At 62.6% G+C, this 15,774-nt stretch carries 11 protein-coding genes; 1 reads left to right on the top strand and 10 read right to left on the bottom strand.

All coding sequences use genetic code 11. The features are described from left to right. Positions 1–5 precede the first annotated feature (5 nt). The 10 genes from I7X09_RS16665 to I7X09_RS16710 form a co-directional block, all read right to left on the bottom strand. Positions 6–1,946, bottom strand: a complete 1,941-nt coding sequence (locus I7X09_RS16665) for a hydantoinase B/oxoprolinase family protein (RefSeq protein ID WP_200313047.1) — start codon at positions 1,944–1,946, stop codon at positions 6–8. Beyond that, positions 1,946–4,045, bottom strand: coding sequence for a hydantoinase/oxoprolinase family protein (locus I7X09_RS16670; protein ID WP_200313048.1), 2,100 nt, complete (start codon positions 4,043–4,045; stop codon positions 1,946–1,948). The genes I7X09_RS16665 and I7X09_RS16670 overlap by 1 nt, the downstream gene beginning before the upstream one ends. A gap of 281 nt (positions 4,046–4,326) precedes the next feature. Further along, positions 4,327–4,998, bottom strand: coding sequence for an SRPBCC family protein (locus I7X09_RS16675; RefSeq protein ID WP_166810048.1), 672 nt, complete (start codon positions 4,996–4,998; stop codon positions 4,327–4,329). Next, positions 4,995–7,517, bottom strand: coding sequence for an aerobic carbon-monoxide dehydrogenase large subunit (gene cutA / locus I7X09_RS16680; RefSeq protein WP_200313049.1), 2,523 nt, complete (start codon positions 7,515–7,517; stop codon positions 4,995–4,997). The genes I7X09_RS16675 and cutA overlap by 4 nt, the downstream gene beginning before the upstream one ends. Further along, positions 7,514–8,158, bottom strand: coding sequence for a (2Fe-2S)-binding protein (locus I7X09_RS16685; protein ID WP_029256750.1), 645 nt, complete (start codon positions 8,156–8,158; stop codon positions 7,514–7,516). The genes cutA and I7X09_RS16685 overlap by 4 nt, the downstream gene beginning before the upstream one ends. Before the next feature lie 2 nt (positions 8,159–8,160). Then, positions 8,161–9,063: an FAD binding domain-containing protein gene (locus I7X09_RS16690; RefSeq protein WP_200313050.1), complete on the bottom strand. Its 903-nt coding sequence runs from the start codon at positions 9,061–9,063 to the stop codon at positions 8,161–8,163. A gap of 89 nt (positions 9,064–9,152) precedes the next feature. Next, positions 9,153–10,592 (bottom strand): uracil-xanthine permease family protein, encoded by a 1,440-nt coding sequence (locus I7X09_RS16695; RefSeq protein WP_200313051.1) that lies wholly within the window; start codon positions 10,590–10,592, stop codon positions 9,153–9,155. Between the two features lie 292 nt (positions 10,593–10,884). Continuing rightward, positions 10,885–12,108 carry an aminotransferase family protein gene (locus I7X09_RS16700; RefSeq protein ID WP_200313052.1) on the bottom strand — a complete coding sequence of 408 codons (1,224 nt, stop codon included), beginning with the start codon at positions 12,106–12,108 and terminating at the stop codon, positions 10,885–10,887. A 40-nt stretch (positions 12,109–12,148) separates the two neighbouring features. Beyond that, positions 12,149–13,627 (bottom strand): amidase, encoded by a 1,479-nt coding sequence (locus I7X09_RS16705; RefSeq protein WP_200313053.1) that lies wholly within the window; start codon positions 13,625–13,627, stop codon positions 12,149–12,151. A gap of 125 nt (positions 13,628–13,752) precedes the next feature. Beyond that, positions 13,753–14,862, bottom strand: coding sequence for a ring-opening amidohydrolase (locus I7X09_RS16710; protein ID WP_095971639.1), 1,110 nt, complete (start codon positions 14,860–14,862; stop codon positions 13,753–13,755). Between the two features lie 223 nt (positions 14,863–15,085). Between I7X09_RS16710 and upp the strand changes: the two genes are divergently transcribed. Beyond that, a complete protein-coding gene (upp, locus tag I7X09_RS16715) occupies positions 15,086–15,709 on the top strand; it encodes a uracil phosphoribosyltransferase (protein WP_095971638.1) in 624 nt (207 codons plus the stop codon). Positions 15,710–15,774: the final 65 nt, after the last annotated feature.

The raw sequence follows: 15,774 nt of genomic DNA on the forward strand, positions 1-15,774 counted from the left end.
CCGTCCTAGACGTAGTCGTAGACCGCTGAGGTGGCGCCACCGGAAAGCTGCGCGTAGCCCGGACCCCGATCGAAGAAGGGTTCGTTCTCGCCGCGCTCCGAGCGCAACTGATCCCGCAGCTCCGTGGTAGCAGCCTCGTCGACGGACGGCTCGTCACCGTCGATCACGACTACACCGTAGTCGTCGCGTGCACCTTCGACGGAAACCTTGCGCCACTGAATGTCTCGCAACACCTCTTCGATCGGGCGCTCCAGTGGATCTCCCCAACCGCCGCCACCGGTGGTACGAATCCGTACGACCTCGCCGGCCTTGATCGGCTCGGCATCGGTCAGTGCGTCGAACTCACGCTCGTTCGGTCCACCCGGATCCAGGACGACGGAGAACGGCCGACCGGCCTTGCCGCCCTTGACTCCCCAGCAGGCGAGGATCGAACGGTCCGCGATGGACATGAAGTGCGCATCCTTGAGCATGCGGATGTGCTTCTCGTATCCCAGGCCGCCGCGGTAGCGTCCGGCTCCGCCGGAATCCATGGCCAGACCCAGCTTCTCGACGATGAAAGGGAAACGGCTCTCGGTGAATTCGGTCGGCAGGTTCCGTGAGTCGGGAACGACGTGAATCGTGTCCTCACCGTCGGCGTAGTAGCGTCCGCCGGAACCGCCGCCGAGCACCTCACGCATGAGGTACGAGTGACCCTCGAAGTCCTCGCCGTACACACCGGTGTACCTGATGGTCTCCTGATCGGCGGGCATGTTGCCGTCCACAGCCTTGGCGACGACGCCGGCCAGCACACCGAGCAGGCGGAGGATGACAAACGTGCGAGCGTTGGTGGGGGCAGGGAAGATCGGGGTGATCAATGTTCCCTTCTCGGGGAACTTCATCTCGATCAGCGGTACGACGCCCTCGTTGACATCCAGTTCGGCCATACGCTCCGGGGTGTCCGCGAGGTTACGCAGAATCGGAGCCAACCACTTGATGAGGAAGTTTCCGTCCGCGTAGTCACCGCAGTGGTTGATCGGACCCTTCGCCTGCGGTCCGGTTCCGTTGAAGTCCAGGATGAGTCGCTCGCCGCCCTCGTCCTCCGGCCGCGTCTTCGTGAGCGTGATGCGCTGGATGTGGAGCATCGGCTCGTCGACGCCGTCGTGCTCGGCGTAGTCCTCCCACGTGTACTCACCGACCGGGATCTTGCTGAGGATTTCGCGGCGGTACGTCTCGGTGGTCGCGTCCATCATCGCGTCGAAGCACGACTCGACGGTGTCGACTCCGTATCGCTCGAAGAGTTCGGTGAGTCGACGCGCACCCATCAGGCACGCCGAGCACTCGGCGTCGAGGTCAGCGGCGAGTGCATCCGGCATGCGGGAGTTACGCGTCATGATGCGCAGCGCGGCCTCGTTGGGAACTCCCTGGTCCCACAGTTTGATCGGCGGAACCATCAGTCCCTCTTCGTACACCGTGGTGGCACCGGACGGCATGGAGCCGGGGCAGCAACCGCCGATGTCGTCGTGGTGACCGAATACCTGAACGAACGCAACAACTTTCGGCTCGGCATCGGGAGTGACGCGGGCGAAGACAGGCACCGTGACGCACAGGTCGGGGAGATGGCCGATGCCACCTTCGGACAGGTAGACGTCGTTGTGGAAGTACACGTCTCCCGGCTTCATCGTCTCGAGCGGGAAGTCCCGGGCGATCGGATGGACCAGCGCGGAATACGAACGGCCCGTGAGCTTGCGGAGGTTCCGGTCGTGAATACCCGCGCGGAAGTCGTGAGCGTCACGGATCATCGGTGAGCGCGAGGTGCGCGAAATGGAGGTCTCGACCTCCATTTCCACGCTGGCGAGGTAACCGGCGACGATCTCGACCAGAATCGGATCAGGTGACGCGCCGTCGGTAGCGGTGAGTCGGTACGGCTTGGCCGCGGTGGCAGCAGCAGCATCGAGAATGGCGGTCATCACTTCACTCCGTTCGAGTCGGAAGACTTCGAGATACGAATGTTCCCGAAGGTGTCGATACGTGCCGAGAATCCGGGATGGATCGGGACAGTCGAGCTGAACTCCTCGATCACGGCCGGTCCTTCGATGACGTCACCCGCACCGAGCAGCGTGCGGTCGTAGGTAGCCGTTTCGACCCAGCTGTCGAAATACGATTGACGCGAACCGGTTCGAGCCGAGTCGGCGCCGGTGCCGGCGGGGATCTCCTTGAGCGTCGGACGCTTGATCGGGCCGATGCCACTCACGCGCAGGTTGACCCACTCGACGTGCTGCGACGGGTCTCCCCGGAAGTCGTAGCCGTACAGTTCGCGGTGCGCCTGGTGGAACGCCTCGGCCGCGTCGTCCATGATCTGCGCCGTGACGGTACCTTCCGCCACCGGGACGCGAACCTCGAAGGCCTGACCGAGGTAACGTAGATCCGCAGTACGGGAGTACTTGCGCTGCGTCTCGTCGAATCCTTCTTCGGCGAGCGCGATCTCGGCTTCGCCGGCCAGCGCGTCGAACTGGCTCTGCAGGTCTTCTGACTTCAACCGGTCGTGACGACTCACATGCGTCTGGACGTAGTCGTTGCGGACATCGACCGTCAGCAGACCGAACGCGGAGACGTTACCCGGATTGAGAGGGACAAGAACGTCTTTCAGTCCCAGGATGTCGACGAGACGGCAGGCGAGCAGGGAGCCGGAGCCGCCGAACGTCACGAGGGTGAAGTCACGAACGTCGAGGCCACGCTTGACCGTGATCTGACGCAGGGCGTTGGCCTGGTTCCATGCCGAGACCTCGAGGACGCCGACCGCACACTCCTCGAAGCCCAGACTGAGCTGTGTTGCAAGCTCTTCGAGACCCTTGCGTGCCAGTTCTGTGTCGAGAGGGATCTCGCCACCGAGCAGGTGGGGTGGGATGCGTCCGAGCAGGACGTGCGCGTCGGTGATGGTCGGTTCGCTGCCGCCCTTGCCGTAGCACAACGGGCCGGGATCGGCGCCTGCCGACTGAGGGCCGACTCGGAGGGTGTGTTCCGGCGTCATCCACGCGATCGAGCCACCGCCGGCGCCGACGGTCACGACGTCGATCATCGGGATCTTCGACGGGTAGTTGCCCACTCGTCCTTCGGTGGTCAGCGCGGGCTCGCCCCGAACCACGACGGTGACGTCCGTCGATGTTCCACCGCCGTCACAGGTCAATACCTGCTCGACGCCGGCCGCATCGGCGATCAGCGCGGCACCGAGAGCACCGGCAGCCGGTCCCGAAAGTACTGTCGTAATAGGCTGGTGAACAACCTCTTTGGCCGAGAGAACACCGCCGTTGGACTTCATGACATAGAACGGAATGTCGCGGGGTTCGCCGTCGGTGGTCGAGAACTCACGCAGGCGATTCGCGATGTTGTTCACGTAGTTGCGGATGTTCGGCTTGACCGCAGCGTCCACGAGAGTGGTGATGGACCGCTCGTACTCGCGGTACTCACGCAGCACCTGGCTCGAGATGCTCACCGTCGCATCGGGGAAGACTTCGAAGAGGATGTCGCGTACGCGCTCCTCGTGCGTCGGATCGGCGTACGAGTGCATCAGGCAGACGCCGATGGTCCGGATGCCACGGTCCTTGAAGAACTGCGCTGCGCTGCGGACGCTCTCTTCGTCGAGCGGACGAATCTCGCTGCCGTCGAAGGAAAGGCGTCCACCGACGGTGCGTACGCGATCGGCGGGGACGATGCGTTCGGGCTTGACCCAGAAGTACGAGTTGCCGTAACCGTCCGGCACCGACTGACGAGCGATTTCGAGAACGTGCTCGTAGCCCTCGGTGGTGATGAAGCCGAGATTCTCGACCTTGCCTTCGAGCAGCTTGTTGGTCGCAACCGTCGTGCCATGGCTGACCGCGCCGATCGAGTCGCCACTCTCACCGAGCTTGGCGAGTACCTTCTCGATACCGGCGAGAAAGCCCTCGGCGGGGTCCGCCGGGGTGGACGGGGTCTTGGTGGTGACGATGGCGCCGGTTTCGTCGTCCACTGCCACGATGTCGGTGAACGTTCCGCCGGTATCGATACCGACCCGAATCTTCCTGGGTTCCACGCTTCCTCCTGGGATCTTTGGCTCGTCTCGTCTGGTACCGATCGACGGTTGTGGCCTAGCCGGTAAGTGGCTCGTACCTGACGTGTAGTGCTATTCCACAGGTTCGGAAGAGCGGATTCTTTGTCACAATTCGCCGAATCGGGGGACCAAGGTTCGGCGCACGATCACGAGCGGATCTTCGCCGGCGCCCATGTGGGTTACGCGGACGTGAAAAACGCCCCGAACCTGGTCGGTTCGGGGCGTTTCCCTCATCGTGAAACAGCTGCTGACACTCCGGTGAACTACTCGCGACACCCAGAACGGGCCAGGAATCCGCCTATAGCAACACCTGACAAAGCAATCGCCGCACCGACGACGGCGCTGACCATCACCGTGCGAGCATCGGTGCCGCCCGCTGCCGGCACACCGGCCGGAAGAACCGCTGGCGCCGTGACGGCGCCGGAAACTACCGGCGCCCCCTCGACCGCAACTGCCGGTACGGCCGCCGCCACGGCGGCAGTGACCTTTTCGGGGATTCCGTTGGCAATGACGCCGTCGATGCTCTTGAAGAACACCCCCGCCATTTTCTTGGCAACACCGGTGATCATGCGCTGCCCGACGCCGCCGACCATCCCGCCGACCACGGCGTCGGCGTCGTACGAAAGCAGCGTGCCACCCTCGTTCTCCGTCAACGTGACCGTGACGTCCGCCTTCACCGTGCCGGGAGCACCAGCCCCCGAAGCCGTCATGACAAACGAATTCGGCCGATTCTGTTGCGACAGAACAACCTCGCCGTCGTACACGCCCTTGATCGACGCGACTCCCGCCATGATGGAGAGCTTGTAGTGATTGTCCGTGAGCTGCTCGAGCGACTGCACACCGGGAATGGTCGCGGCCAGTACACGACCGTCCTGGAGCTTGTCGTAGACCTCTTCGCGAGGTGCCGTCAGCTGCGCGGTGCCGGCGATTCTCATGCATTCTCCTCTGATGACGAACCCGCATGTGCGAGTCGAAGTTCGAACAGTTCGGACGGTGAAATGGGCATGGACGTGATCGAGATTCCTTCGGCGTCCTCGATGGCGGCCGCGATGACGGCGCTGGTCGGGATCACACCGGCTTCACCGGCGCCCTTCATTCCGAGTGGGTTGAGTCCCGACGGCGTGACGGTGTGATCCATCTCGAGCGAATCCGGCATCTCGGTGACGAACGGCATCAGGAAGTCCATGTACGACGCGTTGAGCATCTGGCCGTGCTCGTCGTAGACGATCCGCTCGTAGAGTGCGCCGCCGATACCCTGCGCGACGGCGCCCATGACCTGGCCTTCGACGATGCGGGGGTTGATCACGTTTCCGCAGTCGTGGATGACGACGTAACGACGGACAGTGATCTCGGCCGTCACGGGATCGGTTTCGACGATCGCCGCGTGCACTCCCGAAGCGAAGGTGGAACTGGGCGGCGAGTAGTAGCCGGTGGCTTCCAGGCCGGGCTGCTCACCCTCGGGAATCGGCGGCTTCGACATGTCCGTGTCGGTCTTGGCGAAACCGGTAGCCAGCTTCGACTCACGGTCGAATGCATATCGTAGCGGGTTCGACAGCACGGCAACAACACTCAGCGGCACGGATGTACCCTCCACGCCGGCCTCGGTGCCGATCTTGCACACGTGGCCTTCCCGGAGTTCCAGGTCGGTTTCCGGCAGATCCAGGATTCCGGACGCGATCTTCTTCGCCTTCTCCGCGACCATCTGCGCCGCGACGTGGAAGGCCGAACCAGACATGACTGCACCACGCGAGGCGAAAGTGCCGACGGCATAACCGAACCGGCGGGTGTCACCGGTGACGATCTCGACGTCGGAGACCTTGACTCCGAGGTCGTCCGCAACGATCTGGGCGAACGCGGTCTGGTGGCCTTGGCCCTGCGTCGTCAAGCCTGTTGCGGCCTTGACCTTTCCGGATGTCTCGACCACTACGTGCGCGCCTTCGTAGGGTCCGGGTCCGGTTCCCTCGACGTACGCACCGATACCGATGCCGACCGACCGCCCTTCGGCGCGAGCTTTCCTCTGGTACTCGGGAAATCCGTCCCAGTCGATGAGCTTCTTGAGCTTGTCGATGCCTGCCTGGTAGTCGCCCGTGTCGTAGATCAACGGGCGTCCGTCCTGGAACATCAGGCCGAAGTCGTACGGCATGTCCTCGGGGCGAATGAAGTTCGCCTCCCGCACCGCGATCTTGTCCTTGTTCAAGTACTTGGCGATGGCGTCCATGGATCGCTCCATCGCGAACACGGCCTGCGGACGTCCGGCACCGCGGTACGGGGTCACGATGACCGTGTTGGTGTACAGCGAATAGGCGTTGACCCTGAACGACTTCGGCTTGTACGGCCCGAGAACCTGCGTCGCGGTGTTGATCATGACGATGATCCCGTACGGCAGGTAGGCACCATTGTCGTGCCAGAACGTGAAGTCGAACGCCAACAGGCGACCCTCGTCGTCGAATCCGATGTCGACCTTCTGGATCTGCCCACGCTCGTGCGCACTGGAGATGAAGTGCTCTCGGCGATCCTCGACCCACTTCACCTCACAGGAGATGCCGGCCTGGCCGAGGCGTCGAGCGGCCCACGTGATCATCACTTCTTCGGGCCACGGGTGAACGATCTTGACACCGAATCCACCGCCGACGTCGGGAGCGATGCAGTGAACCTTGTTCAGTGCCATACCCAGTCGCGCGGCAATGGCGGCGCGGGCGGAGGTGGATGTCTGGGTGGAGGTCCAGAACGTGAGGGTGTTCTCGTCGCCGTCCCAGCGTGCGTAGACACCCTTACCCTCCATCGGCATGGAAGCCGACCGCTCGATTTCGAGATCCAACGTCAGTCGGTGCGGCGCGGCGGCCAGTTCGGCATCGAGATCTCCGAACCCGTGCTGCAGGTGAGCGGCGACGTTGTCCGGAACGTCGGCGTGGACGGCGTTGGCGGCGGTGCGAGCGACGTCGATCCCCACTACCGGCTTCAACGCCTCGTAGGTGACGTCGATCTTCGCGCACGCATCCTCGGCGATGTACCGGTTGTCGGCAACCACCATGGCGATAGCTTCTCCGACGTGCTTCACCTCGTCCTTGGCGAGGGGATACCCGTTGCGCGGAGCGATGATTCCCGGATGCGGAATGAGCAGTGGCAGATTTTCTGCCATTTCCGGAGTGTCGGCCAGGAGATCTTCGTAGGTGTAGATGGCATGTACGCCAGGCACTTCCAGCGCCTGATCGATGTCGATGTCGATGATTCGCGCATGTGCATGCGGCGACCTGACGAATGCCGCGATCAGTGCGTTGTGGCCCAGATCGTCGAGATACCGCCCCTGACCGCTGAGCAGACGCGTATCTTCTTCACGCGGAATCGGTTTGCCGAAGAACTTGCCGTCGTCGGCAACCGAATGATCGGCCGTCGAATGATCGGTAGCGGGGTGCTTCGCCCCGTTGCGCTTTGCTGGTTTGACCGGAGTACTCATGCTTTACCCGCCCGTCCTCCGACGGGATTCGTCGTTCCCCGCACCTTGCGATCCAACGCCTCCCGAGTGGACGCGTCGTCGATTCCGAGTGGGAACTGTCCGGCTCGTTCACGCTTGATCTCGGCTGCGCGCAGAACCGACGCCCTGATGTTCTGGTATCCCGTACAACGGCAGAGGTTTCCGGCTATCGCGTCCGTTGCTTCCTCACGCGTGGGATTGGGGTTCTCCTCGAGAAACGCCGCGATGGTCGTCACGAATCCCGGTGTGCAGAATCCGCACTGCAAGCCGTGACAATCCTTGAACGCCTGCTGAACCGGATGCAAAGTACCGTCCGGCTCGACGAGGCCTTCGACGGTCGTGATCGATCGACCTTCGAGGCTGGCGGCGAGGACGAGGCACGATCGCACCGGCTTTCCGTCGAGCAGCACGGTGCACGCACCACACACGCCGTGTTCACAACCGACGTGCGTTCCCGTCTTACGGAGGTGGTGACGAATGGCATCCGAAGCCAGAGTGCGGGAGGGAAGAACGACGGTGCTCGTCACCTCGTTGAGCGTGAACGTCACGGCCACATGGTGTTCACCGGTATCTGCTGCCAACTCGGCAAGTTGATCATCGATGGAGCGATCGTTTTTGGACATAGTCACCACTTTCCTGCCAGTACTGCGTTCTCACTGAGAGCGTCCGTTGCTGCCGCGAAGCCGACCCGCGCCGTGAGCGCGGACACCAACTGCGAGCGGTACGCCGCCGTCCCGTGAATGTCTGCCTCGGTATCTATCTGCGCGCGGGCGCATTCTCCGAGAGTGCGCCATCGCGGGTCTCGCTGATCCGTCGCCGACGCCCCCGCCAGCACGTCCGTGTAGTCCACGACCTGACCCAACTCTCCGGCGGACACGTACGTCATGTGTGCTTCGGCCACCAGTCCGTCGACCACGCGAATCCGGGCGACGACGCCGACCAGTGCGTAGTCACCGTGACGACGCGCGATCTCGTCGATGGCGGTTCCCACGCCGGGCTCGGCGGCCGGCACCGACACCGACACCGCGATCTCGTCCGATTCCAGGCTCGACTCGAGAGGACCGGCGAAGAGATCCGTCGACGCGATCTCGCGGGTGCCACGCACCGACTGGACGGTCACGCTGCCCCCGAGCAGTGTCAGGACTGCCGGCATCTCCGCCGACGGGTCGGCGTGGACGATGGAGCCGACGCTCGTCCCGCGGTTACGGATCGCGGGGTGCGCTACCAACTGCAGAGCACGGTTCAGTAGCGGCTGAACTCGACGAGCACCTTCGTCAGCCGCCAGCACCGAGTGCGTGGCCAAGGCCTGGAACCGCACTCCTGTGTCTTCGGACGAGGTCACCGAAGCGAGGTTCGGGATCGATCCGATGTCGACGATGTGGGCGGGGGCGGCGAGGCGCATGGACAGCAGCGGCACAAGCGACTGCCCGCCGGCGAGCACCTTCCCCTCGTGAGAGACCTCGGAGAGGATTCGGCACGCGTCCTCGACCGAGGACGGTCGGTGATAAGTCAGCGGCGACGGTTTCATTACTCAATCCTGCCTCTATGAGTCACTTCACGTTTTGTGCAGATGTGACAACGGTCACGGGCCATACCTGGCATACATTCAACTTGGCATCACGTGAGCTGCGCCACGGGCTCTTCCTGTTCGTCATCTGACGCATTCGCCCCCGGGGTCGTGCTCGGCCGTCGGCCGGACGTGGGCCGGTTCAGTTCGGGGTTCCAGGACCCTACGAGCTGGCAGAAGTGGTACATCACGATCACGACGATGGTGCCGAGCGCGATGCCTCCGAGCGAGAAGGTGTCACTGAACTTCAGAGCCGTATCGCCGATACCGATGATCAGGCCGGCGGCGATCGGCATCAGATTCAGCGGATTCCCGAAGTCGACACCGTTCTCTTTCCAGATCTTGGCGCCGAGCAGACCGATCATGCCGAACAGAACCACAAGAATTCCGCCGAGAACGCCGCCGGGCGTCGCTGCCATGACTGCTCCGAACTTGGGCGAGAAGCCGAGCAGGATCGCGATGAAACCGGCAATCACGTACGCGGCGGTCGAGTACACCCGGGTCGCTGCCATGACACCGATGTTCTCGGCGTGTGTCGTCGTGGGGGAGCCGCCTACTGCGCTGGCGATGGCGGTGGCAAAACCGTCACCGGCAATTGCGCGTCCGATGTACGGGTCGAGATCGTCGCCCGTGATCTCTGCGACTGCCTTGACGTGGCCGGCGTTTTCCGCGACCAGTGCGATGACACCGGGAAGGACCAGGACGATGAACGTGAGGCTGAACGAGGGAGCGTGGATGCCGACGATTCCGTTGGCTTCGTCCGAGAACGGCGGCAGGCCGAACCAGGACGCCGAGTGCACCGAATCCCAGTTGACACGAAAGTGCTCGGTGGGTGCGCCACTACCACTGGCGGACGTGATCGGACCGGAGACCCGGTCCAGGACCCATGAGAAGATGTAACCGAAAACCAGCGCGACCAGAATGGCGATACGTCCCAGGAAACCGCGTAGCGCAACGCTCATCACGATCAGTGCCACCATCACGATCAGTGCCACCCACTGGTCCTGCGGCCAGTACAGCCCCGCGACAACCGGCGCCAGGTTGAAACCGATCAACATCACCACTGCGCCGGTGACCACCGGCGGTAGCGCTTTACCGATGACGCCACCGCCGAGAAAGTGGATGGCGATACCGACGAATCCCAGAACCAACCCCGACACCAGAATCGCACCGGTCACTTCCGCCGTCGTTCCGCCCTGGGCACGAATAGCGGCGACACCGCCGACAAAGGCCGCGGACGTACCGAGGTAACTGGGGACGTGCCCCTTGACCACCAGGAGGAAGAAGAGCGTACAAAATCCCGACATCATCACGGCAAGTTGAGGATTGAGGCCCATGATGATCGGGAACACGAACGTCGCGCCGAACATCGACACGACATGTTGACCACCCAACCCGATGGTTCTCGCCCAACTGAGTCGCTCGCCGGGAGCAACCACTTCACCGGGCCCGATGTTCTTCCCATCTCCGTGCAACGTCCAGATCGGCATGACGAGACCTTTCGCGAAGGAGGAAGGTGTTCGAAATGCTTTGTGCCCCAGCTCACAAACACCGTGTCTGGAGTGAAACGCTAATACAGCACCAAGATTTGGACGTGATGACAATCTGCCAGAACCCGCTCACCGAGATTGGCAACAATGGTGACAGATGATGCGGGCAGGGGTCATCGTCAGTGCTGGAGACAGTTTCGACGAAAATTGGGACCACGATAGGACGGGCCCCAACATTTTCGTCGGCTTAATGATTCCGTAACACGATGTCTGTCAACGGAAAACGAGGTACCTAACCGAGGGCTGCGAGGATCCCTGCTGCCATCTCCGCGACCTGATCATCGGTCATCACGAACGTCGGCGAAATCTGCATCGCACCCTGACCCGCAGCACGCCCCGAAATACCGTGCTCACGCAACGTCTTCACGAACGGCAACGCCTCAGCCGGATCAGCCAACTGCACCGCAGCGACCGCACCGAGCCCACTACGAACCTCCGCCACCCGCGGATGCTCGGCCAACGGCTGCAGATGCGTATGCAACGACGCCTCCAAACGCTTCGACTCCCCGAGCAAATTCTCACGCTCGACAATGTCGAGGTTCGCCATCGCCGCCGCAGCAGCACCGGCATGCCCGCCGTACGTGTAACCATGACGCCACCACGAACCCGCATAAAACGGCTCCGCCACCCGCGGCGCGATGAACACCGCACCCATCGGAACATAACCCGACGTCAAACCCTTTGCCGTGGTCATCATGTCAGGCTGCAAATCGAAACGAGTGGACGCGAACCACTCACCGCCGATACGACCGAAACCGGTCACCACCTCGTCGACGACAAACAGAATGTCGTGCTCACGGCAGATGTCACGCACCTCCGCCAGATACCCCTCCGGCGGAAGATACACCCCACCCGCACCGATGATCGGCTCCGCGAAGAACGCCGCGATCTTGTTCGCACCGACCCGCTCGATCAACTCGAGCAGACTTTTCGCATCATCCCAACCGACCGTCGCCGCATCCGCCATCAGCTCGCCGTAACCCTCACGGTTCACCGGAATACCCGCCAGAGCCGTTCCCGCAACATGCATTCCGTGATACGCCTTCTGACGACCGACAATGATCGCCTTCTCCGGCTGCCCCACCTCATGCCAATACCGACGAGCGAGCTTCGCCGCAGTGTCCACCGAATCCGAACCACCCGAAGTGAAGAAGATCTTGCTCCCGGCAACCGGCGCGATCGTCGCCAACCGCTCCGCCAACACCTGCGTGGTCTCGGGAACAAAATCACCGAAGTTGGAGAAATGAGCGATCTTCGACAACTGAGCCGCCACCGCGTCCGCGATCTCCGTGCGCCCGTGCCCGACATTGGTGAACCACAGGCCCGCCGTCGCATCCAGATACCGAGTGCCCTCGCGGTCCCAGATGTACGCGCCCTCACCGCGAGAGACGACAAAAGCGCCGTTCTTCTCCACAGCGCCCATGTCCGCGAACCCGTGCCACAATGCCGAAGCCATCGTCGTTCTCTCCCAACTGGATACGTTCGAAATAGATGAGTCAGTTCACGCGGAGTGCGGGCGGAAGAACCCGCTCGACCCACTGGGTTGCCTGCTCGAATGCGTAGGCGAGTTGGAGTACGTCCACGTCGGCGCCGTGCCGACCGATGATCTGGATACCCATGGGGAGCGAACGATCGTCGAAGCCGACCGGCATCCCCGCAACCGGAACTCCGGCCATCGTCCAGGGAACAACCGTCTCCATCCACCGGTGATACGTGTCCATCGACCGCCCGTCGACGGTCTCGGGCCAGTGAGTGTTCTTGTCGAAAGGAAACACCTGAGCACTCGGCGCGAGAATGTAGTCGTACGTTTCGAACATCTTGGTAACGGCCGACAGCCAGCCGTTGCGGGCCTCGGCAGCCTTGGTCACGTCGAGCGCCGAGAGTGTGACGGCATGCTCGAGTTCCCACAACAGTTCGGGCTTCATCAACTCACGCAAGCTCGGGTCGTTGTACTGATCGATCAAGCCGAGCTGCGCCCACCAACGCCATCGCAAGAACAGTTGCCAGATGTCCTCGGGTTTGAAGTCGGGAAGCGCCGCCTCGACGCGGCATCCCAACTGTTCGAAGACCTCGAACGAGGATTCACACAACTCGAGAACTCCAGGTTCGGTTGCCAGGTAACCGTTCCAGTCACCGACCCATGCGATCCGAGAGCCTTTCAGATCACGTGCGAGGCTTTCGGTGAACACAGCGGGATCCTCACGAATCCCCAGCGGTGCATAAGCATCCGGCCCTGCCATCGTGGAGAGCAGGTGAGCCACATCGGTGACGGTTCGGCCCATCGGGCCTACAACCGCGCCCTGCGCGATCCATCCCGTCTCCGGTATCCGACCCCACGATGGTCGAAACCCCACGACGTTGTTGAACGCCGACGGGTTTCGGAGCGAACCCATGTAATCGCTTCCGTCAGCGACCGGCAGCATGCGAAGCGCCAGCGACGCTGCGGCGCCTCCGCTGCTACCGCCGGCAGTGCGCGAATTGTCGTACGGAGACACCGTAGTACCCCACACCGGGTTGTACGTCTGGGATCCGAGCCCGAACTCCGGGGTGTTCGTCTTGCCGATCACAATGGCACCGGCAGACTTGATCCGCTTGACGAACAGGTCGTCCTCTTCGGCGATTCGGTCCGCGAACATCGGCGACCCGGAGGTGAACGGCAGACCCTTGGCTGCCGAAAGATCCTTCACTGCATGCGGAAACCCGTGCATCCAACCGAGATACTGCCCACTCGCCAACTGCGAATCACGCTCGCGCGCCTCCGCCGTCAACGCTTCCCGATCCCGCAAGGCAACTATCGCGTTCACCGCCGGGTTATGTGCTTCGATCTGGTCGAGGAAGCTGTCCATCACCTCGACACATGACACTTCACGCCTGCGTATCAGACCACTGAGCGTGACCGCATCGGCCATGACGAGCTCGCGATTTTCGGGCGCACCGGAAACGCTCTCGTCGACAGGGTCAGCAGCATGAACCATCGTGAATCCTTTCAAGCAGTGAAGTGGGGTGCGCCGGAGCGGACTCGCCGCCACCGGCAACTGATTCGAGGACGAATTACCGGTGGCGGCGCGACTGTCGAGGTTTCCAGCGAGGTTCTTGCCTGTTACTGACCGAGGTCGACGATCGCGGCGACAGGGCCGCCACCCTCGGGGCCCTGATGCGCTGCCGAGACCGACACGAACACAGCCGGATCACCGGTGACAGCGGCAGTGACTCCACCGACACACGACTTGATCTGGCGGTGCCAGTGCACGTCGGAATCGTCGAGCATCGCATTACGACGGCCACGGACCGTTCCGTCCTGACTGGCCTCGCACTTCAAGAACACGTTGACGAGTTGACCGTCCAGGTCGCTCGAGTGCGGCCGCTCCGGAAGTTCGAGCCCGGCGTCACGGATCGCCGCCCAGATTCCGTCCTGGTCGAGCGGATCCTTCATCACGCTGTGGCCGATCCGGTAGCGTCCGCCGACGCCACGTGCATTACCGACGACGACGATCTGAGCCCGGTCCAACTCGACGCCGGACGAGCAGGATGCGACAGAAGAGAAGAGTTCGCGGCTGTGCATGACATCCTCGTCGGACGGCATGTCGATTTCGCCGAGCGCAACCGCGATCCCGAGGGCCGTACCGCCGTTGGACAGGTCCATCGACTCGTGAGTTTGTTCGGTCCACACCGTCTTGCCGCGACTCTTGGCGTCACGGATGGTGTGGATTGTCAGCAACGGAGTCTTGGTCTGCACGTAGTGCACGTCGGCGGGATCGGTGATGCCGGCATTGGCCATCGCATCTTTCACTGCCGCAGCCACTTTGGTGATCATCGCCGTACGACCGATGTCCTCGGGCAGCAACTGCTCACTCATCGCGACACCCACGGTCAGGCGCGGCTCGTCGGTCTTGGTGACCTTGTCTGCCGGTACCGTCGCGAAGATCGTCGCGTGCGGGCTGATCACACCGTCCGTGCCGCCTGACCAGACGATCGGCACCTCTGCCACCTCTTCGGGGCTGCGATTACCCTTGGCGGAGAGAACCTCTCGAAACGCGCGGTCCGCGATGATGCGCGTGTAGTCGTTGACGCCGCCGTTACCCTCGGTTTTGCCGATGACTGCAATGACGCGGTCGGCCTCGAGGACACCGTCGTCGATCAGCTTGGCGAGCTCACTGGCGTCGGAGACGCTGTGTAGCGGAACCTTACGGACCTCGATTGCTTCGGGCATTGGCATCTCCTTGTATAGGGAATCGTGGAGGCAAAATTGGGCCTTGACAGCTCCCGGCGCCCAGTCCAGCCGAGCGGTTCGGAACTGCCATGCCGACCACGCTATGACGACTCGAACCCTTCGGCATCGTCAATACTTGCCCAAACGAAAACCGCGATTGGTTATTTCGACTCCGATTCACCGGTTGCGCGCCGCCCCATCGGTTCTCACTTACGATTCGTCCATGGACACCACTGTTGTCGACCATCCGCTGGCGGCATCGCTGCTCACGACCATGCGCGACGCTCGCAGCGACAACGCAACGTTCCGGTCCGCCCTGCGCAGACTGACCCATATGTTGGTCTACGAGGCCATGCGCGGCGCAGAAGTGGAACAGTTCGACATCGAGACGCCAGTTGCTCCGACGCTGGGAGTGCGGCTGGCAAATCCACCGCTCCTGGTACCGGTCTTGCGAGCGGGCCTCGGCATGGTCGAACAGGCGAGTGCCCTCATTCCGCAGGCAGGCGTGGGTTTCGTGGGAATGGCACGAGACGAGAAGACACACCAACCGGTTCCGTATCTCGAGTCCCTGCCTGCCGATCTGTCGGACACCCCCGTCTACGTCCTCGATCCGATGTTGGCGACCGGTGGATCCATCATCCGCACAATCGATCTGCTCATCGCACGCGGAGCCACCGATGTAACTGCAATATGTGTCGTCGTGGCTCCGGAAGGGATCGAAGCGCTGAGGAAGTCCGGCCATCCAGTCAGGCTCCTCACTGCGAGCATCGACGACGGCCTGAACGAAAATGCTTTCCTGGTACCTGGACTCGGAGACGCGGGCGATCGCCAATTCGGACCTCGATAGTTGGCAGACATCCGGAGATCTACTCATTTCGAGAGGACATTTTCGTCAACTGTTGACAATGTTCG

It is taken from the genome of Rhodococcus sp. P-2, from assembly GCF_016598535.1.
Taxonomy (GTDB): Bacteria; Actinomycetota; Actinomycetes; order Mycobacteriales; family Mycobacteriaceae; genus Rhodococcus_F; species Rhodococcus_F baikonurensis.

Excerpts from the sequence above, each read along its gene's own strand:
- I7X09_RS16665 (WP_200313047.1), bottom strand. The coding sequence starts at position 1,946 with ATGACCGCCATTCTCGATGCTGCTGCTGCCACCGCGGCCAAGCCGTAC.
- I7X09_RS16675 (WP_166810048.1), bottom strand. The coding sequence starts at position 4,998 with ATGAGAATCGCCGGCACCGCGCAGCTGACGGCACCTCGCGAAGAGGTC.
- cutA (WP_200313049.1), bottom strand. The coding sequence starts at position 7,517 with ATGAGTACTCCGGTCAAACCAGCAAAGCGCAACGGGGCGAAGCACCCC.
- I7X09_RS16685 (WP_029256750.1), bottom strand. The coding sequence starts at position 8,158 with ATGTCCAAAAACGATCGCTCCATCGATGATCAACTTGCCGAGTTGGCA.
- I7X09_RS16690 (WP_200313050.1), bottom strand. The coding sequence starts at position 9,063 with ATGAAACCGTCGCCGCTGACTTATCACCGACCGTCCTCGGTCGAGGAC.
- I7X09_RS16695 (WP_200313051.1), bottom strand. The coding sequence starts at position 10,592 with ATGCCGATCTGGACGTTGCACGGAGATGGGAAGAACATCGGGCCCGGT.
- I7X09_RS16700 (WP_200313052.1), bottom strand. The coding sequence starts at position 12,108 with ATGGCTTCGGCATTGTGGCACGGGTTCGCGGACATGGGCGCTGTGGAG.
- I7X09_RS16705 (WP_200313053.1), bottom strand. The coding sequence starts at position 13,627 with ATGGTTCATGCTGCTGACCCTGTCGACGAGAGCGTTTCCGGTGCGCCC.
- I7X09_RS16710 (WP_095971639.1), bottom strand. The coding sequence starts at position 14,862 with ATGCCCGAAGCAATCGAGGTCCGTAAGGTTCCGCTACACAGCGTCTCC.
- upp (WP_095971638.1), top strand. The coding sequence starts at position 15,086 with ATGGACACCACTGTTGTCGACCATCCGCTGGCGGCATCGCTGCTCACG.